The organism is Gallibacterium salpingitidis (assembly GCF_030517105.1).
GTDB classification, from domain to species: Bacteria; Pseudomonadota; Gammaproteobacteria; order Enterobacterales; family Pasteurellaceae; genus Gallibacterium; species Gallibacterium salpingitidis.
On sequence record NZ_CP103875.1, the window covers coordinates 212,573 to 236,308 of the forward strand.

At 37.8% G+C, this 23,736-nt stretch carries 27 protein-coding genes; 13 read left to right on the forward strand and 14 right to left on the reverse strand.

Annotated elements, in window-relative coordinates:
• Positions 1–28: 28 nt before the first annotated feature.
• The 5 genes from rbsK to rbsD all read right to left on the reverse strand — a co-directional run bounded on the left by rbsK (position 29) and on the right by rbsD (position 4,865).
• On the reverse strand, positions 29–958 hold the full coding sequence (gene rbsK / locus NYR30_RS01060) for a ribokinase (protein WP_066104821.1): 930 nt from the start codon (positions 956–958) through the stop codon (positions 29–31).
• Between the two features lie 81 nt (positions 959–1,039).
• Positions 1,040–1,918 (reverse strand): ribose ABC transporter substrate-binding protein RbsB, encoded by an 879-nt coding sequence (gene rbsB / locus NYR30_RS01065; RefSeq protein WP_066104819.1) that lies wholly within the window; start codon positions 1,916–1,918, stop codon positions 1,040–1,042.
• A gap of 35 nt (positions 1,919–1,953) precedes the next feature.
• Positions 1,954–2,928, reverse strand: a complete 975-nt coding sequence (gene rbsC, locus NYR30_RS01070; RefSeq protein ID WP_302501594.1) for a ribose ABC transporter permease — start codon at positions 2,926–2,928, stop codon at positions 1,954–1,956.
• Between the two features lie 17 nt (positions 2,929–2,945).
• The gene (gene rbsA / locus NYR30_RS01075) at positions 2,946–4,433 is read right to left on the reverse strand and encodes a ribose ABC transporter ATP-binding protein RbsA (protein ID WP_066104813.1); all 1,488 of its coding nucleotides are present in this window, start codon (positions 4,431–4,433) and stop codon (positions 2,946–2,948) included.
• Positions 4,434–4,445: 12 nt separating this feature from the next.
• Complete coding sequence (rbsD, locus tag NYR30_RS01080) at positions 4,446–4,865, reverse strand: D-ribose pyranase (protein ID WP_066104810.1); 420 nt, start codon at positions 4,863–4,865, stop codon at positions 4,446–4,448.
• A 261-nt stretch (positions 4,866–5,126) separates the two neighbouring features.
• Between rbsD and NYR30_RS01085 the strand changes: the two genes are divergently transcribed.
• Together NYR30_RS01085 and rocF are read left to right on the forward strand one after the other, a co-directional pair.
• A complete protein-coding gene (locus NYR30_RS01085; RefSeq protein ID WP_066113935.1) occupies positions 5,127–5,825 on the forward strand; it encodes a fumarylacetoacetate hydrolase family protein in 699 nt (232 codons plus the stop codon).
• Positions 5,826–5,989: 164 nt separating this feature from the next.
• Positions 5,990–6,901: an arginase gene (gene rocF, locus NYR30_RS01090; RefSeq protein WP_066113932.1), complete on the forward strand. Its 912-nt coding sequence runs from the start codon at positions 5,990–5,992 to the stop codon at positions 6,899–6,901.
• Between the two features lie 58 nt (positions 6,902–6,959).
• On the opposite strand, the gene purT is transcribed toward rocF, so the two are convergent.
• The 4 genes from purT to NYR30_RS01110 form a co-directional block, all read right to left on the reverse strand.
• The gene (gene purT / locus NYR30_RS01095; RefSeq protein ID WP_066113929.1) at positions 6,960–8,141 is read right to left on the reverse strand and encodes a formate-dependent phosphoribosylglycinamide formyltransferase; all 1,182 of its coding nucleotides are present in this window, start codon (positions 8,139–8,141) and stop codon (positions 6,960–6,962) included.
• 66 nt (positions 8,142–8,207) lie between these two features.
• Positions 8,208–8,714 (reverse strand): S-ribosylhomocysteine lyase, encoded by a 507-nt coding sequence (gene luxS / locus NYR30_RS01100; RefSeq protein ID WP_066113926.1) that lies wholly within the window; start codon positions 8,712–8,714, stop codon positions 8,208–8,210.
• Between the two features lie 204 nt (positions 8,715–8,918).
• On the reverse strand, positions 8,919–9,860 hold the full coding sequence (locus NYR30_RS01105; RefSeq protein ID WP_302501599.1) for an NADP-dependent oxidoreductase: 942 nt from the start codon (positions 9,858–9,860) through the stop codon (positions 8,919–8,921).
• A gap of 24 nt (positions 9,861–9,884) precedes the next feature.
• Positions 9,885–10,430, reverse strand: coding sequence for a DJ-1 family glyoxalase III (locus NYR30_RS01110; RefSeq protein WP_302501600.1), 546 nt, complete (start codon positions 10,428–10,430; stop codon positions 9,885–9,887).
• 157 nt (positions 10,431–10,587) lie between these two features.
• Between NYR30_RS01110 and NYR30_RS01115 the strand changes: the two genes are divergently transcribed.
• A complete protein-coding gene (locus NYR30_RS01115; protein ID WP_066104753.1) occupies positions 10,588–11,286 on the forward strand; it encodes a 7-cyano-7-deazaguanine/7-aminomethyl-7-deazaguanine transporter in 699 nt (232 codons plus the stop codon).
• On the opposite strand, the gene NYR30_RS01120 is transcribed toward NYR30_RS01115, so the two are convergent.
• Together NYR30_RS01120 and trmA are read right to left on the reverse strand one after the other, a co-directional pair.
• Entirely contained in the window at positions 11,252–12,016 is a 765-nt protein-coding gene (locus tag NYR30_RS01120; protein WP_302501602.1) for a class I SAM-dependent methyltransferase, read from the reverse strand. The genes NYR30_RS01115 and NYR30_RS01120 overlap by 35 nt on opposite strands.
• Positions 12,016–13,113, reverse strand: a complete 1,098-nt coding sequence (gene trmA / locus NYR30_RS01125; RefSeq protein ID WP_302501604.1) for a tRNA (uridine(54)-C5)-methyltransferase TrmA — start codon at positions 13,111–13,113, stop codon at positions 12,016–12,018. Before trmA ends, NYR30_RS01120 begins: the two co-directional genes overlap by 1 nt.
• Positions 13,114–13,352: 239 nt before the next feature.
• Between trmA and raiA the strand changes: the two genes are divergently transcribed.
• A complete protein-coding gene (gene raiA, locus NYR30_RS01130; RefSeq protein WP_066104745.1) occupies positions 13,353–13,673 on the forward strand; it encodes a ribosome-associated translation inhibitor RaiA in 321 nt (106 codons plus the stop codon).
• A gap of 130 nt (positions 13,674–13,803) precedes the next feature.
• On the opposite strand, the gene NYR30_RS01135 is transcribed toward raiA, so the two are convergent.
• Together NYR30_RS01135 and epmB are read right to left on the reverse strand one after the other, a co-directional pair.
• The gene (locus NYR30_RS01135; protein WP_066421690.1) at positions 13,804–15,003 is read right to left on the reverse strand and encodes a LysM-like peptidoglycan-binding domain-containing protein; all 1,200 of its coding nucleotides are present in this window, start codon (positions 15,001–15,003) and stop codon (positions 13,804–13,806) included.
• Positions 15,004–15,180: 177 nt separating this feature from the next.
• Positions 15,181–16,191, reverse strand: coding sequence for an EF-P beta-lysylation protein EpmB (gene epmB, locus NYR30_RS01140; RefSeq protein WP_066421688.1), 1,011 nt, complete (start codon positions 16,189–16,191; stop codon positions 15,181–15,183).
• Between the two features lie 65 nt (positions 16,192–16,256).
• On the opposite strand from epmB, the gene efp reads away from it, so the two are divergent.
• From efp to coaD, 4 genes are all read left to right on the forward strand, one after another.
• A complete protein-coding gene (gene efp / locus NYR30_RS01145) occupies positions 16,257–16,826 on the forward strand; it encodes an elongation factor P (protein WP_066104737.1) in 570 nt (189 codons plus the stop codon).
• 97 nt (positions 16,827–16,923) lie between these two features.
• Positions 16,924–18,498 (forward strand): glycosyltransferase family 2 protein, encoded by a 1,575-nt coding sequence (locus NYR30_RS01150; protein WP_066421686.1) that lies wholly within the window; start codon positions 16,924–16,926, stop codon positions 18,496–18,498.
• On the forward strand, positions 18,498–19,766 hold the full coding sequence (gene waaA / locus NYR30_RS01155; protein WP_066421684.1) for a lipid IV(A) 3-deoxy-D-manno-octulosonic acid transferase: 1,269 nt from the start codon (positions 18,498–18,500) through the stop codon (positions 19,764–19,766). The genes NYR30_RS01150 and waaA overlap by 1 nt, the downstream gene beginning before the upstream one ends.
• 3 nt (positions 19,767–19,769) lie before the next feature.
• Positions 19,770–20,243: a pantetheine-phosphate adenylyltransferase gene (gene coaD, locus NYR30_RS01160; protein WP_066113405.1), complete on the forward strand. Its 474-nt coding sequence runs from the start codon at positions 19,770–19,772 to the stop codon at positions 20,241–20,243.
• Here the strand turns inward: coaD and NYR30_RS01165 are convergent.
• Positions 20,231–20,953: a 3-deoxy-D-manno-octulosonic acid kinase gene (locus tag NYR30_RS01165; protein ID WP_414146306.1), complete on the reverse strand. Its 723-nt coding sequence runs from the start codon at positions 20,951–20,953 to the stop codon at positions 20,231–20,233. The two genes, coaD and NYR30_RS01165, sit on opposite strands and share 13 nt — an antisense overlap.
• A 65-nt stretch (positions 20,954–21,018) precedes the next feature.
• Between NYR30_RS01165 and NYR30_RS01170 the strand changes: the two genes are divergently transcribed.
• The 5 genes from NYR30_RS01170 (at position 21,019) to rplI (ending at position 23,600) form a co-directional block, all read left to right on the forward strand.
• A complete protein-coding gene (locus NYR30_RS01170; protein ID WP_302501607.1) occupies positions 21,019–22,065 on the forward strand; it encodes a glycosyltransferase family 9 protein in 1,047 nt (348 codons plus the stop codon).
• A gap of 133 nt (positions 22,066–22,198) precedes the next feature.
• Positions 22,199–22,576: a 30S ribosomal protein S6 gene (gene rpsF, locus NYR30_RS01175; protein WP_065234351.1), complete on the forward strand. Its 378-nt coding sequence runs from the start codon at positions 22,199–22,201 to the stop codon at positions 22,574–22,576.
• The gene (priB, locus tag NYR30_RS01180; RefSeq protein ID WP_066104719.1) at positions 22,563–22,889 is read left to right on the forward strand and encodes a primosomal replication protein N; all 327 of its coding nucleotides are present in this window, start codon (positions 22,563–22,565) and stop codon (positions 22,887–22,889) included. Before rpsF ends, priB begins: the two co-directional genes overlap by 14 nt.
• A 12-nt stretch (positions 22,890–22,901) precedes the next feature.
• Positions 22,902–23,129, forward strand: coding sequence for a 30S ribosomal protein S18 (rpsR, locus tag NYR30_RS01185; RefSeq protein ID WP_005759927.1), 228 nt, complete (start codon positions 22,902–22,904; stop codon positions 23,127–23,129).
• A 21-nt stretch (positions 23,130–23,150) separates the two neighbouring features.
• Positions 23,151–23,600 carry a 50S ribosomal protein L9 gene (gene rplI / locus NYR30_RS01190; RefSeq protein ID WP_065234353.1) on the forward strand — a complete coding sequence of 150 codons (450 nt, stop codon included), beginning with the start codon at positions 23,151–23,153 and terminating at the stop codon, positions 23,598–23,600.
• Positions 23,601–23,736: the final 136 nt, after the last annotated feature.

The window sequence follows — 23,736 nt, forward strand, 5'->3', positions numbered from 1 at the left end:
TCCTTACAGCTTAATGAGTCAGTCCATTTTATTTAGTAGCAGCTAAAAAATCGAGCGTTTCTTGACGAGTTGGAATTGAAGATTGTGCACCTAAACGAGTAACGCTAATTGCTGCGGCAGCATGAGCAAATTGAATTGCTTGATCGAGTGATTTATCTTCCAGTAACGCAGTAACTAAAGCACCATTAAAAGTATCGCCTGCTGCAGTGGTATCTTTTGCGGTAACACGAAAACCAGGAATAATTGCTTGTTGTTGCTGGTGGCTGACAAAAACGCCCTTGGCTCCTAATGTAATAAGGACAGTTTCAATTCCTTTTTGGTGAAAAATAGCAGCGGCTTGCGCGGCACTTTGTTCATCAATCACTTTAATCCCAGTTAAGATCTCTGCTTCGGTTTCATTCGGGGTAATCATCGTAAGTTGAGATAACAATTCGTCTGGTAAAGGTTGGGCTGGTGCTGGATTGAGGATCACCTGTTTCCCTGCTTGACGAGCAGTTTTTGCAGCATAGATAACTGCCTCTAACGGGGTTTCCAGTTGCATTAATAATGCATCCGCTTCTGTTAGCTGCTGTTTAAATTGTTGTACTAATTGCGTATTAAGATGAGCATTGGCGCCAGCTGAAATTACAATACTATTTTCGCCACTTGCCGCTACTTGAATCATTGCAATACCAGTCATTTCATTGGCAATAGTGGTAATGCTTTCAGTATGGATACCTTGTTGTTGAAAAGATTTTTTCATTTGCAGCCCAATATCATCATCACCGATACAAGCAATAAAATTAACACTAGCACCTAAACGAGCTGCGGCAACGGCTTGATTTGCCCCTTTTCCACCAAAGACGATATGGTAATGATTGCCAGAGAGGGTTTCACCAGGTTGTGGAAAATGTGGAACATGGATAACGTGATCAGCGTTGATGCTACCGAGAACGGTTAATGTTTTGGCTGCGAACATAATACGACTCCTTGGATTCAAATAAATACAGCTGATTTGAGTGAGTAAACGGGTGTTTCCACCCGTTTATTCTAATAGAAATTATTTTGTTACAACTTTTAAAGGTACAGGAATTTTCGCTTCTACAGCTTCACCTTTGATAACTTTATCTGCAGTTTGTACCCCTAATGCGCCAATTAAATCAGGTTGTTGGGCAATAGTTGCAGCTAGTTTGCCGCTTTTCACTGCTTTTACACCGTCATCTGTACCATCAAAACCAACGATTAAAACATTTTTATTCGCTGCTTGAATAGCTCGAATAGCACCTAATGCCATTTCATCATTTTGAGCGAAGACGGCTTGTACACTAGGTTGAGCAGTTAATAAGTTTTCCATTACGTTCAAACCTTTAGTACGGTCGAAATCAGCTGGTTGGCTAGCAAGAAGTTGGAAGTTATGTACTGCTACTGCTTGTTTGAAACCTTCACCACGTTCACGTGCAGCAGAAGTTCCTGCAATACCTTCTAATTGGATAACTTTCGCTTTGTCACCTAATTTTTCAGCAATAAAGTCACCCGCCATTTTACCGCCAGCTACGTTGTCTGAAGCGATATGGCTAACCACATCACCTTGTGCTGCACCGCGGTCTAAAGTAATAACTGGAATTTTTTTCTTATTCGCAACACGTACTGCATTAGCGACAGCGGTAGAATCAGTTGGGTTGATTAATAGCACTTTTGCGCCACGTACAGTAATGTCTTCAACGTTAGCGAGTTCTTTTGACGGGTCGTTTTGAGAATCTAATACAACTAAGTTATACCCTAATTTTTGTGCTTCTTTTTCCGCACCTTCTTTTAAGGTTACGAAGAAAGGATTATCAAGGGTAGATACTGCAAGTGCGATAGTGTCTTTTGCTAATGCTACATTGCTAGCAAGTGAACTTAAAACGAGAGCAGAAGCAAGAAAAGTAAGTTTTTTCATAAGATTTCTCCTTTGATAGGGGTTGAGTAAACAAGTTATGCTGATTTACGACTACAGAAATGATCTGTAAGCACAGCAAGTAAAATAACAATAGATTTAGCAATCATTTGGTAGTAAGACGAAATATCTAATAAGTTAAGTGCATTATTTAAGAAGCCAATGATTAATGCCCCAATTAATGTACCAGTGATGCGACCTTTACCGCCCATTAAACTTGTACCACCAACAACAACTGCAGCAATGGCATCTAATTCATAAGAAACACCTGCTGTTGGTTGTGCTGACGATAAACGTGAAGTGACGATTAAACCGGCAACGGTTGCTAAAAAACCGCTTACGGCATAGACAAAGATTTTTACTTTATCAACATTGATACCTGATAAACGTGTTGCAGATTCATTACCGCCGAGTGCATAAATATAACGACCGATAGGGGTATGTTTTAGTAAATACCAAGCAACGACGAAAATAATGACCATTAACCAAATTGGGAAAGGAATACCAAAGAGATAACCAGTACCGAGGAAAGTAAAATAATCTGCTGTATCAGAGAAACCGATACTAATAGGACGACCATCAGTGTAAACCATAGTGACACCACGAAGTAATGTCATAGTGACTAAAGTCGCAATAAACGCTTGTACTTGCCCTTTCGCAATGATGACACCGCTGATACCACCGAGTAAGGTACCAAAAAGTAAAACTAATGGAATAACAACAAAAATAGGTAGTTCTAAATTTACTAATGAAGCAGCGACAGCGCCAGTTAACGCCAAAATCGAACCAACAGAAAGGTCAATACCAGCTGTTAGGATAACGAAAGTCATACCGACGGCAATAATCGCATTGACCGAAGTTTGGCGTAAGATATTGAGCAAGTTATCAATAGTAAAAAAATGTGGACTAATCGTAGAAACAATGGCGATTAATACCAATAGTGCAATAATTGAACGTTGTTCAATTAAAAACTCTTTTAAATTGAATTGTGAAGTTGTAGTTGGGGTAGCCATAATACATCCTTTCTTGGTTAATGAATTTGAGTAATTGCCGCAGTAAGTAGTTTTTCTTGTGTTACATCAGCACGTAAATATTCCGCACTGATTTCACCGTTATTCATTACTAATACGCGATCGCTCATACCAATAATTTCCGGCATATCAGAAGAAACAATGATGATGCTCATCCCTTCTTCTTTAAATTTATTAATTAATTGATAAATCTCTTTTTTCGCACCAACATCAATACCGCGTGTTGGTTCATCAAGGATTAATACATCTGGACGAGTCATTAACCCTTTAGCAATAGCAACTTTTTGTTGGTTTCCGCCCGAGAGTAAACCAATCGTTTGATCCATAGATGGCGTTTTGATATTAAAGAGATCAATAAAATCGGTTACCGTCATTTTTTCTTTTTTATGATTAATCGAAAAATGTTCAGTTAATTGCTTTAAGGCGGTTAACGTCATATTCTCTTTAATGCTCATTCCTAACACTAAACCATCACCTTTACGGTCTTCCGAGATATAAACGATACCGTTATTTAAACCGTCTTGTGGTGAATGGATAGAAAGTTGTTTTTGATGTAAGAAAATTTCGCCGCTGGTTTTATGTAAGGCGCCATAAATTAATTTCATCATTTCTGTTCTACCAGCGCCCATCAATCCAGAGATGCCAAGAATTTCACCTTTGTTTAAATGGAATGAAGCGTTATTAACGCCATGTCCGCTAAGGTGTTTCACCTCTAATACAACCTCACCGATTGGTGAATCAATATGCGGATATTGTTCAGATAGTTTACGTCCTACCATCAATTCGATTAGTTGTTCTTCATTGATACTGGAGAGGGTACACTCAGCAATGAGTTCACCATCACGTAAGATCGTTACATCATCGCAAATGGTGAAAATGTCTTGCATACGGTGGGAAATAAAGACAATGCCGCAACCTTGAGCTTTGAGTTCACGAATTACATCAAATAGCGCTTCAGTTTCTGTATCAGTAAGTGCATCAGTAGGTTCGTCCATAATGATTACTTTGGCATTGAAACTGAGTGCTTTAGCAATTTCAACCATTTGCAACTCACCTAATGAAAGTTGTGCCACAGGTATGGTTGGGCTATGTTTAATTTTTAAACGGCGTAATAATTTTTCTGATTCAGCAGTCATTTTTGCCCAATCAATACCACCAAAACGATTGGTAAATTCACGACCTAAGAAAATATTCTCGGCAATCGTTAAATTAGGAATAATGTTTAATTCTTGGTGGATAATACTGATGCCGGCAAGTTGCGACATTTTTGGATTTTTAAAAGTCACTTCTTGATCAAGATAATGGATAGTGCCTTCATCTTTGCTATAGATACCAGTTAGGATTTTCATCAAAGTGGATTTACCAGCACCATTTTCTCCCATTAATGCCATCACTCTGCCTGGGTAAACTGATAAGCCTGCTTTATATAAAGCTCTTACACCAGGGAATGACTTGCAAATGTTGTCTAGTTTAAGAATTGGTTGCATAGCATTCTCCAATTAAAAAGGAACACCAGAAGTAAGGATAATATTGGCGTAAGGAGTGCATTCACCAGAGCGTACAAAACCTTTGCTGTTTTGGCTAAGTTGTTTGAATTGTTCATGGCAAACATACTCAATCGCGATTTGATTTTTTTGTTGTTGTTCTAATTGCGCTAGACGTTGTAATAACGCTTGATGCACTTCAGGATTTTTCTGTTTGATTTCTTCTGCAAGGATCACTTTTTCAACAAAACATTCACTAATAACGGCATCAAATGATGCAAGAAAACTAGGAATTCCAGGGACCAAAGCTAAATCGACGCAATCAGCTTGTTTTGGAATCGGTAAACCAGCGTCGCAAATTGTTAATAGATCAGTGTGTCCTAAAGTTGCAATGACGTGAGAGAGGTGTGCATTTAAAATACCTACTTTTTTCATTTTCTACTCCTATTTTATTGTCATCGAAACGTTTCGATAAAAATGATAGAGAAGTTTTTTCATACTGAAAATAGCCAAATTTTAAATTTGTGAAGCTGATCAAAAAATAAATTGTTAACAGAATAATTACGGGAAGATGTAACAAATGGCATAAAGATGATTAATAAATAATCAATGAAAAATTTCTGAAAATAACTTCTAGAAAGAGCAGAGAAGCTTTATGCTAGTAATGTTTTTAATCTAATAAGAGGAGCAACCATAATGTCATACGTATTTACACCACCGCCAATTGCGGCTATTCCAGTGATTGATAGTGAGCAGCTTTTTGCTGTACGTCGCATCTATTGTGTAGGACGAAATTATGCAGCGCACGCACGAGAAATGGGGCATGATCCTGATCGCGAGCCGCCATTTTTCTTTTGCAAACCGGCGGATGCCATTCGACCAGTCAAACCAGGAGAAACTTATGCGTTTGCTTATCCAACAATAACGCAAAATTTGCATTATGAAGGTGAATTGGTTGCGGTAATCGGTAAAACGGGTAGCAATATTCCGGCAGAAAATGCATTGGAACATATTTGGGGTTATGCGGTTGGCTTAGATATGACACGTCGTGATTTGCAAAACCAAATGAAAAATATGGGACGACCTTGGGAGATTGGAAAAGCTTTTGATGGTTCTGCGCCGATTGGCCCAATTTATCCAGTAAGTAAAGTGGGACATATTACATCTGGTGCAATTTGGCTAACAGTGAATGATGTTGAAAAACAACGCAGTGATATTAGTGATTTAATTTGGTCTGTAGCAGAAACGATCGCTCATTTATCGACATTATTTACACTGGAACCAGGTGATATTATTTTTACAGGTACTCCGGAAGGTGTGGGAAAAGTGGTGCCAGGTGACAAAATTAAGGTGGGCGTCGAGCAATTGGGTGAATTAAATATTGAAATTGTTTAACCACCATTTTTTACCAAGATTGAGGAGATAGCTGTGTTATAGAAACATAGCTATTTTTTTGTTGCTAAATTGTAATCAATTTGTAATATTCAACCTTAAGTATGTGATTTTTCTGTGCTCGTACGATAACTATAGATTAATTGTTTGATAAGAGAGGAAACAACATGCGTAGAAAAGTGAGTTTGATTGGTGTACCGACAGATGTAGGAGCTGGTCATCGCGGTTCTAGTATGGGGCCAGAGGCATTACGCGTTGCAGGAATTACAGAGATGTTAGAAGGCATGGGGTTGGATGTTTATGATCAAGGGAATTTACATGGGCCGGCTAATCCTTGCCATGCCGCAATAAATGGCTATCGCAATTTTGCGGAAGTGATTACGTGGAATCAATTAACGCATGATGCAATTTATCAAGAGTTGGGGCGTGGACATATGCCGATTATGTTAGGTGGTGATCATTGTTTAGCGGCAGGATCAATCAGTGCGGTAGCGCGTTATTGTCGTGAACAAGGTAAAGAATTGCGAGTAATTTGGTTAGATGCGCATACTGATTTTAATACCGCTGAAATTACGCCATCAGGAAATATGCATGGTATGCCGGTAGCTTGTCTATTTGGTCATGGGCCATTGGAATTAGTCAATTTATCTGGGCATGTGCCAACCTTGGAAGCGCATAATATTCGTCAGATCGGTATTCGTAGTGTGGATGATGAAGAAAAGCATTTTATTCATGAAGCAGGTATCCAAATTTTTGATATGCGCCATATTGATGAAATTGGTATGCGACATGTGATGGAAAAAGCATTAACTGATTTGCATGATAATGTCCATTTACATGTGAGTTTTGATGTTGATTTTCTTGATCCAGAAATTGCTCCTGGTGTTGGCACTACCGTACGCGGTGGTGTTAATTATCGTGAAGCGCAGTTATGTATGGAGATGATTGCAGATACTGGGTTAATGGAATCATTAGATATTGTTGAGCTTAATCCAGCTTTAGATGTACGGAACTTGACGGCAAATATTGCAGTGGAATTAGTGCAAAGTTTGTTTGGTAAGAATACGTTAATTCGTTAAGTTAATAAGAAATATAAAACCGAGGGAAGATCCTCGGTTTTATGCCATTTAAAGTAACTTATAGTTTGACTACCAATTTATCATAGGCGCGATTTGCTTTCTCTCTGGCTTTCTCAGTGTTGTCATCACTGGCAAGAATAACGCCTAAACGACGATGTCCATTGACTTCACCTTTACCGAATAGACGCAAACCTGTATCAGGCTCAGCTAATACATTTTCTAAATGACCAAAACTGACTTGAGTCGATTTTCCTTCAACTACAATGGCTTTAGAAGCACTTGGTGCGAGTAATTTAATTTGTGGAATAGGTAAGCCGAGAATAGCGCGAGCATGTAATGCAAATTCAGAGAGATCTTGAGAAATTAAGGTGACCATACCTGTATCATGTGGGCGTGGTGAAACTTCATTAAAGATAACATCATCACCACAAACGAACATTTCAACACCAAAAATACCGTAACCACCTAATGCACCAGTAATTTTTTCAGCGATTTGTTGTGCTTTTTGTAAAGCTGTTTCACTCATTGCTTGTGGCTGCCAAGATTCGCGATAATCTCCATCAACTTGTACGTGGCCAATAGGAGCTAGGAATGAGGTACCGCCACGATGACGAACAGTTAAGAGCGTAATTTCATAATCAAAACGGATAAAGCCTTCTACGATAACGCGTCCGCCACCAGCGCGACCACCTTCTTGTGCATATTGCCATGCTTTTTGTAGATCTTGCTCATTCTTTAATATGCTTTGTCCATGTCCAGATGAGCTCATAATAGGTTTTACAACACAAGGTAAACCAATTTCGGCTACAGCTTGTTGGAAATCTGTAAAGTTATCGACAAAGCGGAATGGTGATGTTGGTAATTTGAGTTCTTCCGCAGCTAAGCGACGGATACCTTCACGATTCATCGTTAATTTTACCGCTTTAGCAGTTGGGATAATGGTAAAACCTTGTTGTTCTAGTTCTACTAAAGTGTCGGTGGCAATTGCTTCAACCTCGGGTACGATATAGTCAGGTTTTTCTTTTTCGATCAATGATTTGAGTGCCGCACCATCTAACATTGAAATTGTGTAAGCACGATGCGCAACTTGTTGTGCTGGTGCATTGGCATAACGATCAACCGCAATGACTTCAACGCCTAAACGTTGTAATTCAATAACGACTTCTTTGCCTAATTCGCCAGAACCTAACATCATCACTTTTGTTGCGACAGGCGTAAGTGGTGTACCCAATGTTGTCATAAGTTAATTTTCCTCTGTTGTGTGCAAAATAAAAAAGCCAAGTGTAAAACTTGGCTCTCGAATTATTTATTGATTTAAGAAGCTGTCATCAAGCAGTAAATCTTGGTTATTGTTGATACCGATACCTTGATCTAACACTTTCTGCGCAGCAGCTTTTGCATCTGCTAATGAGTGTTCGGTATAAGTACCACATTGATATTCATTTAATTCAGGAATTTGCTTTTCACTTTCCACTGTTAACACATCTTGCATTGCTTTCGTCCACGCAGTTACAACTTGTTGTTCAGTTGGAGCGCCAATTAAGCTCATATAGAAACCAGTACGGCAACCCATTGGAGAAATATCAATAATTTCAACGCTATCACTGTTTAAATGATCACGCATAAAACCAGCAAATAAATGTTCAAGAGTATGGATGCCTTTCGGACTAATATTATCTTTATTTGGTTTACAGAAGCGTAAATCGAAAACAGTAATTTGATCACCTTTTGGTGTTTGCATAGTTTTTGCAACACGTACTGCAGGTGCTTTCATTTTAATATGGTCAACTTTAAAACTATCTAATAATGGCATGAAAAAAAATCCTTATATTTTTATAAATTTAAATTGAACTTTTTGAAACGAGCTTTGTCTTATAAGCTGCAACATAATGGTTGTTTAAATTAGTTCCTTAGGTTATTGCCGCTCTAACGAGCGGCTTTTTTTATTTTAAAGTCTGATAGCAATATTTGTATAGTGCTTTCTATATAGAAGTATTAAATATCTATGTAATATTTGCTAACATTCTAGAGTTAATACGATTTTCCCTTGAGTGCGTCCGCTTTCTAATAAACGATGAGCCGTTTGAATTTCCTGAATTGGGAAAACTTTCGCAATTTGTAAGGTTAATGAGTGATCAGCCAAGTAACCTAGCATTGTAGTTAAATCGGCGCTATTAGGAACAGCTAACATTTTTTCAACTAGCAAATGTTGTTGCGCGCCAGCTTGTTGCAATAGTGGTACATGAATAGTTGGAATACAAATGACCCGCCCATTAGTTTTCACCATTTTTAAGGCTGCAACACCGCTTTCACCGCCGACTAAATCAATAAATAGATCAGCTTGTAGATCAGGATATTGTTCTGGATGATGATAATCAAAACATTGATTTGCGCCTAATGCTAAAGCCGCTTCATTTTTTGCTGGTGAACAGATAACGGAAATTTTGACTGCTTGTTTGGCTAATAGTTGTAACAATAAATGTCCAACACCGCCTAATGGGGCAGAAAGTAAAATATGTTGTCCAGTTTGTATATTAGCTTGCTTTAATATTTGATAAGCAGTGGTGGCAACAGTTGGCATTGCTCCAGCTTGTTCTAATGAAACATTAGTTGGTACACGAGCCACTAATTCTGTATTTACCGCAACATAACGGCTATAAGCGCCGCCTTCAAAGGTTAAAGCAGCTACACGATCACCGACTTTAAAACCGCTTGCAGCACCAGCTTGCACAACAATACCTGCAATATCAAAACCTAATATTGCTGGAAATTGAGATTTAAATTTTTCTGCTCCCCAACCTAATCCTTTACGCGTTTTGAAATCTACTGGGTTAATACTGGCATAATGATTTTCAATTAATACTTGGTTTTCGCTAATAGTGGGTAAGGGTAAATGTTCTTGAAAGGTGAGAACATTTGCCTCACCAAATTCGTTAAGAGTCACGCCGTAATTCTGCATAAAAAACACTCTTACTATTCGATTTTAGTAATATAACTGTTGTTTTAGTTTTTCTGCTGTTTCGACTCCTAATAATTCACTAATGACTGTAAGAGCAAAGTCAAATGCTGCACCTGGACCTCTACCTGTGATAAAGGCGCTATCAACCACAGCAGGAACATGATGATAAATAACATTATTTTCTGCAAAATTATCACGCATAGCTGGATAACAAACCGCATTTTTGTTTGTTAGTAGACCTAATTTTGCCAAAACAGTTGGTGCTGCACAAATAGCAGCAATACGTTTGTTATTATTAAGGAATTGCTGATAAATTTCAGATAACGCAATATATTTATTTAGATCTATGTTACCACCAGGCAACATGATCATATCATACTGAGATAAATCTACTTGTTTAATTTGTTTATCGGCAATGACTTTTATTTGATGAGCAGAGGATACTATTTCAGAATCTTCAATAGAGATGAGATCAACATCTAATTCTACACGTCTAAATAAATCTATCGGTACTAATGCCTCAGCATCTTCAAATCCTGTTGTTAATAATACTGCAATTTTCTGACTCATTTTTTTACTCCTTCTTTATTGATAAAAAATACTAAGATTATTATACACTTTTTATTTTTTATTGAAAAATTTTATCAGTAGTATATTATAACCTTTCCCCTATTTTACTTGGGTTCCCTCACCCCAAACGATGTAATCAAGACAAAAAGGATACAATATGATTTCAGCTCAAGCGATTTTCGGCGATCGCGAAAAACGTCGTGCCTTAGTATTACTTACTTTTTTCCACATTTTTATCATTGCAATTAGCAATTACCTTGTGCAAATTCCTTTTGAAATCAATCTAACCTGGCTAGATTTTAGCTTTCATAGCACATGGGGTACTTTAACCTTTCCATTTATCTTTTTAGCGACTGATTTAACCGTACGTGTCTTTGGCGCAAAAGAGGCGCGTTGGATTATCTTCTGGGTAATGTTTCCAGCGTTAGTGGTAAGTTATGTGATTTCAACACTATTTTCTGATTCACAGTATCAAGGATTAGCTGCCTTAGCTTCGTTTAATATGTTTGTATTCCGTATCTCATTTGCGAGTTTCGCCGCTTATGTGTTAGGGCAATTGTTAGATGTGTTGGTGTTTAATCGTTTAAGACAACTAAAAACATGGTGGATTGCGCCGACAAGCTCAATGGTGTTTGGTAGTTTATGTGATACCTTTGCGTTCTTTGCGATTGCGTTCTATCAAAGCAGTGATCCTTTTATGGCAGCAAATTGGGTAGAAATCGGTTTTGTCGATTATCTATTTAAATTATTTATTGGTTTGCTATTCTTCGTGCCGATTTATGGCGTGGTGTTAAATGCAATTATGCGCAAATTAGCGATGCTTAATCTTGCCCAAGTGACGGAAGCTCGTGGTTGATATAAATATCAAAACGATGATTTTTCGTTGTTTGGCTAAAATGAGGGACTTTTTCAGCTAAATAGTTGGCATAATCGGGACGTTTCACCACGACTCGATGTGCCAATTTCAAAGCGCTATCTAATAATAAATCTGCATCTAAATCCGCACCTACTAACGATTGAAATACCCGCATCTCTTTTTTCACTAAAGCACTTTTATTTTTATGTGGAAACATTGGATCTAAATAGACCACATCAAAATATTGTTGTTGTGGATCAAGCTCGTTAATCGTTTTTATGGGGAGTAATTTCATTCGTTGCTGCATAAACTCGCCAATCTCAGCATCTTGATAAGCTCGTTGTAAACCATCCGCTAATAATGCAGCGACAACAGGATGGCGTTCGACGAGTTGTACTTCACAGCCAATAGAAGCTAAAACAAACGCATCACGTCCTAATCCTGCAGTAGCATCTAAGACTTTTGGTAATTTACCTTTTTTGATTCCTACTGCTTTTGCCACTGCTTCACCGCGACCGCCACCAAATTTACGACGATGCGCCATCGTACCTTGTACAAAATCAACGGCAATAGCACCTAATTTCGGCTCATCAATTTTACGTAATTCCAAGCGTTGTTCGGTTAGTACAAGGGCAAAAGGCGCATTTGCTTGATGTACAAACTGCCATTGCTCAATTAATTGTTGAAATTTTTCCGTTTGCTCAGTTTCATTAATTAATTGAATTTCCATTATTTCCTCACTAAATACACACCGCTTTCAATATGATGGGTATAAGGGAATTGATCGAAAAGAGCTGCTTTAACCACATGATGAGTTTGCGATAATACGGATAAATTCTCGACTAATGTTTCTGGATTACAAGAGATATATAAAATATTGTCGTATTGCTGCACCATTTGTAATGTTGCTGGATCTAGCCCTGCACGAGGCGGATCGACAAAAATAGTATTACACTGATAATCCTGTAAATTGATGCCTTTTAAACGATTAAATTCACGTACACCTTGCAGAGCTTGCGTAAATTCTTCGGCTGACATGCGAATAATTTGCAAGTTATTGACTTGATTAGCGGCAATATTGAATTGTGCTGCTTGTACTGAAGGTTTGGCAATTTCTGTTGCTAAAACTTTATTGAAGTTTTGCGCTAAGGCGATCGAAAAATTGCCATTACCGCAATAGAGTTCTAATAAATCGCCTTTGGCATTTTCAGTACAAGATAATGCCCATTGGATCATCTGGCAATTTACGCCGGCATTTGGTTGCGTAAAGCTATTTTCTATTTGTCGATAAATATAATTTTTGCCATTGATCGGTAAAATTTCATCGACAAAATCTTGTTCTAAGCAGATTTTTTGTTTATTTGCTCGTCCAATAATTTGTACGTCAAAGTCTAGATGTTGTAGTTGTTGTTTTAATTGTTTAGCAGCCGCTAACCAATGCTCATCTAAGACTTTGTGATATAACAAACTGACAATAATTTTATTGCTTAAGGTACTTAAGTAGTCGATTTGAAATAGCTTGTAACGAAGTAGATCTTGTTGTTTCAATAAAGGAATCAGTTCTTGCATCATCCGATTGATCAAACGACTCGCAATCGGGAATTGATCAATGCGATAACGCTGTTTTGTATCACGATCAAACATAATATGGTAAAGCTCACTTTGATCATGCCAAACACGAAATTCCGCGCGCATTCGATAATGTTGAATTTCAGAAGCGTGGACTTCTAATTCTCCACTAAAAAAGGGTTGGAATAATTGGCTTAAACGTGATTTTTTTTCTGCTAATTGCGCAGCATAGTTTGTTGTCGTGAATTCAGTAAACATAATTTCCTAAACCGTACCAAAGAATGCGCGGCATTCTAACACAAAATGATAGTGAAAATGTAAAAAGGCTAAGTTCGTTGGCGAAATGGATTTATTTTGTATTTTTGATTTACTTCACTATTCTGAAAAATAAACATAAAAAGGCTTGAAAAGAAAATTTTCTGGCATTATGTTCTTAAACAAGAACAGGATTTTTTTCTTGACTGGAAACAGTCTTCTTACAATGAGAGGTAAATGTTATGACCCTAAATATTACTAGTAAACAAATGGATATTACCCCAGCAATCCGTTCACATATTGAAGAACGCTTAGCAAAATTAGGCAAATGGCAAACCCAATTAATTAATCCTCATTTTATTTTACAAAAACTGCCAAAAGGATTTGGGGTGGAAGCAATGATCGGTACACCATTCGGCGATTTGGTCGCTAAAGCAGAACATGAAGATATGTATCGAGCAATCTCAGAAGTTCAAGAAAAACTTGAACGCCAACTTAATAAATTACAACATAAAGGCGAAGCAAGACGCGCAAGTGAACGTTTAAAAGATTCTTTTGAATAAATTGAAAATTAACTAATTGATTTATAAGTCCAGCAGTTGCTGGACTTTTTTATTCTAATTAGCTAGATAGCACATAAAAAAGACCTATTGCCCTTAGGTAATAGGTCTGTGATTAGAAATAGAAATTGACTTATTTTTGATAGATATAACTACCATTACTTTGGCGGATAAATTTATCACCATTTGGTAAGCGAAGTTCAGAAACGCGTCCTTCGCTATTCACATTAACGGATACTTTATCACCTGGTTTAAAGCTGCTTAAAGCATTGCCTGCGCCATTTGCTTTTGTCATTGCGTTTACGTCAGCAATATTTAATTTGTTATCGCGGAAAACTTGCATTAATGATGTACCTGCTGGCACAGTTAATACTTTTGTTGCACCGCCAGTGGCAGCAGTTGAAGTTGTTTTGCTGGTCGTTCTCGGTGTAGGTTTTGCTTCAACAACAGGAACCTCTTTACCATTTAATAAAGCTTGTGCTTTACGGCTTTCTTTCTCTTTTTGTTGTTGCTGTTTTGCTCTGAACTCTTCACGAGCACGTTGTTCTGCACGAGCTTTAGCTTGCGCAACTAAACGAGCCTGTTCTTCTTCGTATGCTTTTTTCTCAATTTGTTTAATTTGTTCTTGAGTAAGCGCTGGTTGCGCTGGTTTTTCAGCTGGTGCTGGAGCAGCTGTACTTGAATTATCAACGGTTGGTGCAGCATTTGTTGCAGGCGCATCCGTTGTAATTGGCGTATTATCTACAGCAGGTTGTTGTGCAGCTGGATTAGCAGCAGCATCTTGTGTCAACGTGTTAGCTGTGGTAGCGGCGTCATTTGCAGTCGCTGTTTCATTAGCGGCAGGAACAGCATTACCATCTGTAGCATTCGGTTGTGGTGGTGTATTAGCCTCTGCTGCTGCGTTTGGATCAATTGGTTGGAACTCAATTGGTAAATTATTCTCTTGTGATTGAAGGTTATCTACTGGTTGGCTATTTGGTTTTAACCAAATAAATAAACAAATAATAATTAATAATACGGCAAGGCTAATAGCTAAACGGCGATAACGGGTTGGTAAGTTTTTAATTGCACTAGTTTTGTTAGTAGTTACCGGTTCGGTATCGAATTCAGCGTATTGATTATTTTCTTCTGCTGGTGCAAAAGTTGGTGCTTCTTGTTTAGCAGATTTTTTAGCTAATAAACCTTTAATTTTATCGAAGAATGATGGTGCTGTTTCTGGGGCTTTAGCAGCTCTTTTAGGAGTAATAGGTTCGAACTCATCAAAATCTAAATTGAGTTCATTTTGTTGATTATTTTGTTGTTCTGGCTGCTGTTCCTTGTCTATGTTACTCACGATATACCTCAAGTTGTTAAATATGGCAAATAGTTCGCTGACTCTGCAAGCTAGTCATTAGCTTGCGTCAAAATTCTTGGCAATAACGCAAGGCGTTATCCACTTAATTAGGGTTGCTATTTTAAAGGAAAAAAAAGCGTATTACTAAGGCTAATCCACATTTATCGCAGAATATTTTTAACTATACCAAGTTTTGCTTTTTTCACCGGCAATTTCTCGTGCTAATTTTGGCACTAAATAACCTGAAGATAAGGTAATTAATTGTCGATAAATGGCTAAAGCGGTTTGATCGTTGATCCAGAAGTGGCTAGCACCTTCTACTTTATCTAAGAGATGCAGATAGTAAGGCAATACACCGTTGGCAAATAATTTATCATTTAAGTTTTTTAAAATATAAGCATCATCATTGATGCCTTTTAGTAATACAGATTGATTTAATAAAGTGACATTATGTTGTTTTAACTGTGTTAAAGCTTGTGCAAGTTGCTGATCAATTTCATTCGCATGATTGATATGTAATACCATCACTTTATTGAGTGGTGATGCGACTAAGGTTTGTAATAATTCCGCTGTAATACGTTGAGGAATTACGATGGGTAAACGAGTATGAATACGTAAAGTTTTAAGATGAGGGATTTTTTCCAACTCATTGACTAACCAAGTAATTTCATGATCTTTTGCCATTAGTGGGTCACCGCCAGAAAAAATCACTTCTTCGATTTCTGGATGTTGCGCAATATAGTTCAAAGCTTGTTGCCAGTTTGTTTTATTACCAGGATTATCCGCATAAGGAAAATGGCGACGGAAGCAATAACGGCAATTGACGGCACACCCGCCTTTCACCATCAGCAAAACACGATTATGGTATTTATGTAGTAAATTCGGGATAGGATTATCTTGTTCTTGCAACGGATCTTTTACAAAACCGGCAGCAGCAATAAATTCCGCTTGATTGGTCATTACTTGCAGAAACAAAGGATCATTCGGATTACCTTTTTGCATTTTCTGTGCGAATGGCAACGGCACACGCATTGCAAATAAACGGCGTGCTGATAGGTCTTGTTGATAATTTTCAACGGGTAGTTCAAGGTATTTTATTAACTCTATTGGATCAGAAATAGCGGTAGCGAGATAATCTGTCCAACTTGATACTTCTCTAATCAGGTGGTTTTGGGTTATCATAAGCACTTTTAAAAATGTGGGCCTTTGAATTTTTAAAATAAGGGCGTTATTTTTTCATTAATGAGGATATTATGGCAAGTTATTCTACCAGTGATTTCAAACCAGGTCTTAAATTTATGCAAGACGGCGAGCCTTGTGTAATTGTAGAAAATGAATTTGTGAAACCAGGTAAAGGTCAAGCATTTACTCGTACTCGTATTCGCAAACTTATTTCTGGCAAAGTGTTAGATGTGAACTTCAAATCAGGTACTACTGTTGAAGCTGCAGATGTTGTTGATACTAACTTAACCTTCTTATACAAAGATGAAGAGTTTTGGCATTTTATGAATAACGAAACTTTTGAACAACTTGCAGCAGATGCAAAAGCTGTTGGTGATAACGATAAATGGTTGCTAGATCAAGCAGAATGTATCGTAACTTTATGGAACGGTACCCCAATCACTGTGACTCCACCAAACTTTGTTGAATTAGAAGTTGTTGATACTGACCCAGGTTTGAAAGGTGATACTGCCGGTACTGGTGGTAAACCAGCAACTTTAAGCACTGGTGCAGTAGTTCGTGTTCCTTTATTTGTACAAATTGGTGAAGTGATTCGTGTTGATACTCGTTCAGGCGAATATGTATCACGCGTGAAGGACTAATTTACACTTAACAATGAAAACGAAAATCCTCTTGCACCGTCAGGTAAAGAGGATTTTTATTTAGGGGCAAAGTCAATCTTGAAACAAGGATAAAAGAATGAGTACAAAATTACCGATTAGCGTCACGATGCTAGTGAAAAATTCAGCAAAATATTTGGAGCAAGTGTTAAATTCTCTGGTGCAATTTGATGAAATTCTTTTACTAGATAATGGTTCAACCGATAATACGCTTGAGATTGCCAAAAAATTTAGTAATGTCGTGATTAAGCATTCACCTTTTATTGGATTTGGTCCCTTAAAAAACCTTGCAGCAGAATATGCAGCGAATGATTGGATTTTAAATATTGATAGTGATGAAGTATTACCGCAAGAGTTGATTGTGGAGTTAAGTCAGTTGGACTTAAGTAATGCAAAATGTGTTTACTCTTTATCACGTTTAAATCACTATCGAGGAAAACCAATAAAAACTTGTGGTTGGTATCCAAATTATGTACCGCGTTTGTATCACCGCCAGTATGTACGTTTTAATCAGAAATTAGTGCATGAATCTTTAGAAGTTCCAGCAGATGTTGTAGTAACACAATTAAAACAACCGTTTTTGCATTACTCTTTTGATGGTGCGGCGGATTTAATTCAAAAAATGCAGCAATATACCACCCTGTTTGCAGAACAACAGCAAGGACGTAAACGGGCTTCAATTTTTTCAGCCATTACCCATAGTCTTTCTTCTTTTATCAAACACTATTTTCTGAAAAAAGGCTTTTTAGATGGACAAGATGGTTTTGTGATTTCTTGTGCTAATGCAATGGGCGCTTATTATAAATACGTGAAGTTAGTAGAGTACAATCAACGTATTACCACTTCGTTAATTATTACGACTTATAATCGACCTGATGCGTTAGAAGCTGTCTTAAATTCGGTTTTACAACAACGTCAAATGCCTACGGAAGTCTTAGTCGCTGATGATGGTTCAACAGAAGAAACAGCAAAAGTTATTGAACGCTATCAAACCTTGTTCCCAATACCGTTAATTCATTGTTGGCAGCCAGATGAGGGATTTAAGTTAGCTGAATCAAGAAATCGAGCATTAGCTAAAGCGACAAGTGATTATATTATCGTAGTCGATGGCGATATGGTGTTACATCCTTTATTTATCCAAGATCATTTACGTTATGCAAAACGTTCTGTCTTTGTACAAGGTAGCCGCGTTTCACTACCACAGAAGAAAACAGTAGAAATTTTAAACACACCTGATCATTATCCAGTTATTAAATGGTATCAACCTGGTATCGAAACCCGTTTTGAAAAGCGTTTTTCAGCAGCTCATCTTTATTGGTTAAATGGATTGTTACATAAAGAGAAGAAGGATTATTACAAAGGGATTCGTGGTTGTAATATGGCGTTTTTCCGCGATGATGCGCTAGCGGTAAATGGTTTTAATAATGATTTTGTTGGTTGGGGAAGAGAGGATAGTGAGTTTGTTGCTCGTTTCTACAACGCAGGAATGAAACGAAAAGATATTCGTTTTGCCGCGATTGCTTACCATTTATGGCATAAGGAAGAAGCGCGAGATGCTTTACCTCAAAATGATCAATTATTAGCACAAGCAATCAATAATAAAATTGTCTATTGTGAAAATGGTGTCGATCGTTTTTTAGCTGAGAAAGCATAATGTTGCGTTTACTTTATACTCTATTACTGTACCTTTTACTGCCATTTGTCTTATTGCTGTTTTTCTTTAAAGGCAGCAAAGAGATTGGTTATCGCCAGCGTTGGGGTGAACGTTTTGCTTGTATAAAAAATTTGCAAAAAAAGAGTGTGATTATTCACGCTGCTTCAGTGGGTGAAGTATTACTGATTGCACCGTTAGTACGTCAAATATTAGCGAAGTATCCAAATACAACATTCACTATTACCACCTTTACTCCAGGCGGTTCAGATCAAGTAAAAAAGTTGTTTGGTGATCAAGTACAACACTGTTATTTACCTTTTGATTTACCGCCATTGGTACGACGTTTTATTACAATTTTACAGCCGAAAGCCTTTATTATTGTCGAAACTGAGTTGTGGTTTAATCTGCTTTATCAATTGCGTTGTCAGCAGATTCCAACGTTATTAATTAACGCTCGTTTATCAGCAAAATCAGCTAAACATTACCGCTATTTCCAAGCGAGTTTAAAAGAAGTCTGGCAAGGAATTGATGCGGTTGCTGCACAAGATGAACTTAGTGCGGAACGTTATCGCCAATTAGGGGTAGCAAATGATAAAGTGGTTTGTACTGGCAATTTAAAATTTGATCTGAATTTATCGGATCAAGAGATCACTCAATATCGGCAGCAAAAACAGTTATTACTAGCAGATCGTCCAGTATGGATCGCAGGTAGTACCCATGCTAGTGAAGAAGCATTGATTTTGGCTGCGCATCGTCAATTATTAGAGAGTTATCCTAATCTCTTATTAATTTTAGTGCCCCGTCATTCAGCACGTTTTACGGAAGTAGAAAATTTATTACAACAACAGCAATTTAATTATCAAACACGTAGCCAAACGCAATCGGTGGCTGCGACAACGCAAGTGCTGTTTGGTGATACGATGGGTGAGTTACTGAAATTATATGCGTTGGCTGATATTGCCTTTGTTGGTGGGAGTCTAATTGAGCGTGGTGGGCATAATCCGCTTGAACCACTATTGTTTCAATTGCCAGTGATTTCAGGAAAGCATATTTTTAATTTTAAACAGATTTATGAAAAACTAGCGGAACTTGAAGGTGTCGCGTTGGTAGAAAGCAATATTGAATCATTACAACAGCAAGTTGCTTTATATCTCTCACAACCTGCCATTGCCAAACATTATGGTAAGCAAGGTTTTTCTTTTTTACAGCAAAATCGGGGTGCATTACAGCGCACATTACACTTATTGGATGTTTATTTAGGTGAATAGCAAATGATAACAATGATTTATCCAGGGACTTTTGATCCTATTACTAATGGTCATTTAGATATTATTAATCGTGCTGCAGCATTATTCCCAAAATTAATCGTAGCGGTTGCGGCCAGCCCAAGTAAAAAGCCTATGTTTAGTTTAGAACAGCGTTTGGAAATGGTACAAGCGGCAACGGCGAATTTAACTAATGTTGAAGTGATTGCTTTTGATGGTCTATTGGCGCATTTAATTTTAGCAAAAAATATTCAGGGTATTATTCGTGGTGCAAGAACATCGAGCGATTTTGACTATGAATTACAATTGGCACATTTAAATCGTTTATTGACTAACGGCGTGGAAAGCTTATTTTTCCCACCATCAGAAAAATGGTCATATGTTTCTTCTACGATGGTGCGAGAAATTTTGCTACATAAAGGGGATATTCAAAAATTAGTGCCAGCAAGTGTTTTTGCGAAAATCACTCAATTGGCATGATAGCCAGTTAGCAACGCTTGCCAATTTTGTTCACTAAATTGAATTTGATAGCGTTGGATCTCTTTTTGAAATGAACGATAAAGCCGCTGCAAATTAGCGGCTTTCCATTCGTTACCTTCCCGAAAACCGCATTTATCAAAATCTAATAGCCATAATTTTTGTTGATTATCAATCGCTTGCAGCAGAATATTATGAGCATTAAGGTCACTATGAAAAACTTGTTGATTATGTAATTGACGAATTAATTTCCCAATTTGCTGCCATAAATTTTCAGGTAATGTTTGTTGCTGCAAAATTGCTACCAGATCTTGCCCATTTTCAATGAGCTCAATCAAAATATCAGCTTGATAACAAAATCCAGAACGTTTAACACGAGCAGCAATCGCAGTAGGAACAGGTAGTCCTTTCTCTTTCAGTTGTTGTAATAGGGTAAATTCAGCAAAACTACGACAATTAGCCAATTGTGAGTATAAAAAGTGATCCTTTATAAACTTACCAAATAATCCGCCACGATAATAATGGCGTAATGCCGCTCGATAGCCCAATTCTTGCTGGCTGTCTAAAAAATAGGTAGTGCCGCGTCCTTTAGCAGAACCTAAAATTTTTTGCTGTTGTTGCCAATATTGTGGTGAGAAATACTGTGTTAATTGAGCTTCGGTTAAATGGGCATTGAATAAATAGTGAATTTGGCTCATTTTTATCCTCGTTATACTGCGAACGATCGCTTTTTTGGATTAAAATAAGCGGCAATTTTAACATATCGAGAAGAATTTCTATGAGCTTATTTTCTCAACCACCACAATCACTGTGTATTCTGCGTTTATCTGCAATTGGTGATGTTTGTAATGCGTTAGCGGCAGTGCAGCAGATCCAAGCCTATTATCCTAGTACTAAAATTGTTTGGGTGATTGGTAAAGTGGAAGCACAATTGCTCAAAGATGTTCCTGGCATTGAGTTTGTCATTTTTGATAAAAAGCAGGGATGGCGAGGTGTATTGGCCTTATGGAAAAAGTTACGTCCTTATAAATTTGATGCGCTATTAGATATGCAGGTGGCAATTCGCGCCTCTATTCTTTCATTAGGTATTAGTGCTAAATATCGTATTGGTTTTAATCGTCAGCGTGCTAAAGAAGGGCAATGGTTATTCACTAATAGAAAAGTTGGGCAAGCTAAAGGTTATCACGTGTTAGATGGTTTTTTGAGCTTTGCTGAATACATTGGTGTGCCTATTCAACAACCGAGTTGGCGTTTTCCGATCAGTAATGTAGATCGAGAATATGTAAGAACCTTTATTGATACTAATCGGCAAACTATTGCTATTTCGCCATGTTCCAGTAAAAAAGAGAAAGATTGGTTGGTAGAACGTTATGCTGAAATAGCGCGTTTAGCCGCAGAGAAAAATATCCAAGTCATTATTACTGGTTCACCGAGTAAGAATGAAATGCAAGTGGCAGAACAAATCTGTCAGTTATGTCCGTTACCTCTCACAAATTTAGCAGGTAAAACCTCGTTACAGCAATTAGTGGCACTCTTTGCAGAAGTCGATTTAGTGATTACGCCTGATTCTGGTCCAGCACATATGGCTACAATGGCTGGAACACGTGTATTAGGACTTTATGCTTGCCATAATCCAAGACGTACTGGCCCATATTATGATGTTGATAATGTGGTATCTGTTTATGATGAAAATGCAGCGCAGCAATATCGCAAATCATGGCAAGAGTTAGCATGGGGTACGAAGGTGTATGGTAAAGATTTAATGGCGCAAATTACTACCGAGCAAGTTGCTACAAAAATGTGGCAGCTTTTAGCATTAAAATAGTTTTTTAACTTGCTTTTTAATTGGATTTGAGTACAATTTGCGACCTCACAGTCGTTCCGTTTTTTCGTTCCTTGCTTCCGCAGATTGGCGACTGGTCTATAGTCGGAGGCTGATTAACCCGTAAGGAGCAGTAATGCGTCACTACGAAATCGTGTTTATGGTTCACCCAGATCAAAGTGAACAAGTACCTGGCATGATTGAACGCTACACAGGTTCTGTAAAAGAAGCTGGTGGTCAAATTCATCGCTTAGAAGATTGGGGCCGCCGTCAATTGGCTTACCCAATTAATAAACTACATAAAGCACACTATGTGTTAATGAATGTAGAAGCACCGCAAGAAGTCATCGACGAGCTTGAAACAACTTTCCGTTACAACGATGCAATTCTTCGTAACGTAATTATTCGTACTAAGCACGCCGTAACCGAAGCGTCCCCAATGGTTAAAGCAAAAGATGATCGTAAAGCTTTAGCTGATGTTGATAACAACGATTTTGAGGATGCTGAAGAGTAATTTGAAGATTGATAATCGTTTTTCGTTGATTGGAACAGTAGTTTCTCAACCAAAACGACATCAAAGCCCAAGTGGAATAGCGCATTGCCAATTTTGGTTGGAACATCGTTCCCAACAGCAAGAAGCTGGATTAGCTAGGCAAGCATGGTGCAAAATCCCTATTCAACTTAGTGGTCATCAATTAACAAGTAAAACTCAAGGCATTACGGTCGGCAGTAAGGTGTGTGTATCAGGATTTATCCATTCACATAAAACTAGTCAAGGTTTAGACCAATTGGTCTTACATGCCGAGCAAATCGAATTTATAGATTAGGAGAATAGCCACATGGCACGTTATTTCCGTCGTCGTAAGTTCTGCCGTTTCACAGCGGAAAATGTAGTTGAAATCGATTATAAAGATATCGCTACATTAAAGAACTACATTACAGAGAGCGGCAAAATTGTCCCTAGCCGTATTACCGGTACTCGTGCGAAGTACCAACGCCAATTAGCTCGTGCAATCAAACGTGCACGTTACTTAGCGTTGTTACCGTACACTGACAATCATCAGTAATCAACAAGAGAGGATACGGTAATGCAAGTCATTCTTTTAGATAAAGTTGTTCACCTTGGTAATGTAGGTGATCAAGTAAATGTAAAATCTGGTTATGCACGTAACTTCTTAATCCCACAAGGAAAAGCAGTTATGGCAACTAAAGCAAACATCGAGTATTTCGAAACTCGTCGTGCTGAATTAGAAGAAAAAGCAGCGAAAGCATTAGCAGCTGCACTTGACCGTGCTGAAAAACTTCAAGCATTAGGTTCAGTAACTATTGCTTCTAAAGCAGGTGATGAAGGACGTTTATTCGGTTCTATTGGTACACGTGATATCGCTGATGCGATCACTGCAAAAGGTGTTGAAGTTGCGAAGAGCGAAGTGCGTCTTCCTACGGGCCCATTACGTACCCTTGGTGAACACGAAGTACGTTTCCAATTCCATGGCGAAGTGTTTGCGTCATTAAACGTAATTATTGTTGCAGAATAATTTCTAATTATTCTAGATACATAAAAACCTCAGTCAGTTGGCTGAGGTTTTGTTTTTTCTAATGTTGTCAAAATCTATGACAACTATTTGCCTACCATACAAATAGAAAAATAAAACGTCTATAAACGCTAGATAA

Bases quoted from the DNA above. Each gene is read 5' to 3' on its own strand.
- rbsK (WP_066104821.1), bottom strand. From the start codon at position 958: ATGTTCGCAGCCAAAACATTAACCGTTCTCGGTAGCATCAACGCTGAT.
- rbsB (WP_066104819.1), bottom strand. From the start codon at position 1,918: ATGAAAAAACTTACTTTTCTTGCTTCTGCTCTCGTTTTAAGTTCACTT.
- rbsC (WP_302501594.1), bottom strand. From the start codon at position 2,928: ATGGCTACCCCAACTACAACTTCACAATTCAATTTAAAAGAGTTTTTA.
- rbsA (WP_066104813.1), bottom strand. From the start codon at position 4,433: ATGCAACCAATTCTTAAACTAGACAACATTTGCAAGTCATTCCCTGGT.
- rbsD (WP_066104810.1), bottom strand. From the start codon at position 4,865: ATGAAAAAAGTAGGTATTTTAAATGCACACCTCTCTCACGTCATTGCA.
- NYR30_RS01085 (WP_066113935.1), top strand. From the start codon at position 5,127: ATGTCATACGTATTTACACCACCGCCAATTGCGGCTATTCCAGTGATT.
- rocF (WP_066113932.1), top strand. From the start codon at position 5,990: ATGCGTAGAAAAGTGAGTTTGATTGGTGTACCGACAGATGTAGGAGCT.
- purT (WP_066113929.1), bottom strand. From the start codon at position 8,141: ATGACAACATTGGGTACACCACTTACGCCTGTCGCAACAAAAGTGATG.
- luxS (WP_066113926.1), bottom strand. From the start codon at position 8,714: ATGCCATTATTAGATAGTTTTAAAGTTGACCATATTAAAATGAAAGCA.
- NYR30_RS01105 (WP_302501599.1), bottom strand. From the start codon at position 9,860: ATGCAGAATTACGGCGTGACTCTTAACGAATTTGGTGAGGCAAATGTT.
- NYR30_RS01110 (WP_302501600.1), bottom strand. From the start codon at position 10,430: ATGAGTCAGAAAATTGCAGTATTATTAACAACAGGATTTGAAGATGCT.
- NYR30_RS01115 (WP_066104753.1), top strand. From the start codon at position 10,588: ATGATTTCAGCTCAAGCGATTTTCGGCGATCGCGAAAAACGTCGTGCC.
- NYR30_RS01120 (WP_302501602.1), bottom strand. From the start codon at position 12,016: ATGGAAATTCAATTAATTAATGAAACTGAGCAAACGGAAAAATTTCAA.
- trmA (WP_302501604.1), bottom strand. From the start codon at position 13,113: ATGTTTACTGAATTCACGACAACAAACTATGCTGCGCAATTAGCAGAA.
- raiA (WP_066104745.1), top strand. From the start codon at position 13,353: ATGACCCTAAATATTACTAGTAAACAAATGGATATTACCCCAGCAATC.
- efp (WP_066104737.1), top strand. From the start codon at position 16,257: ATGGCAAGTTATTCTACCAGTGATTTCAAACCAGGTCTTAAATTTATG.
- NYR30_RS01150 (WP_066421686.1), top strand. From the start codon at position 16,924: ATGAGTACAAAATTACCGATTAGCGTCACGATGCTAGTGAAAAATTCA.
- waaA (WP_066421684.1), top strand. From the start codon at position 18,498: ATGTTGCGTTTACTTTATACTCTATTACTGTACCTTTTACTGCCATTT.
- coaD (WP_066113405.1), top strand. From the start codon at position 19,770: ATGATAACAATGATTTATCCAGGGACTTTTGATCCTATTACTAATGGT.
- NYR30_RS01170 (WP_302501607.1), top strand. From the start codon at position 21,019: ATGAGCTTATTTTCTCAACCACCACAATCACTGTGTATTCTGCGTTTA.
- rpsF (WP_065234351.1), top strand. From the start codon at position 22,199: ATGCGTCACTACGAAATCGTGTTTATGGTTCACCCAGATCAAAGTGAA.
- priB (WP_066104719.1), top strand. From the start codon at position 22,563: ATGCTGAAGAGTAATTTGAAGATTGATAATCGTTTTTCGTTGATTGGA.
- rpsR (WP_005759927.1), top strand. From the start codon at position 22,902: ATGGCACGTTATTTCCGTCGTCGTAAGTTCTGCCGTTTCACAGCGGAA.
- rplI (WP_065234353.1), top strand. From the start codon at position 23,151: ATGCAAGTCATTCTTTTAGATAAAGTTGTTCACCTTGGTAATGTAGGT.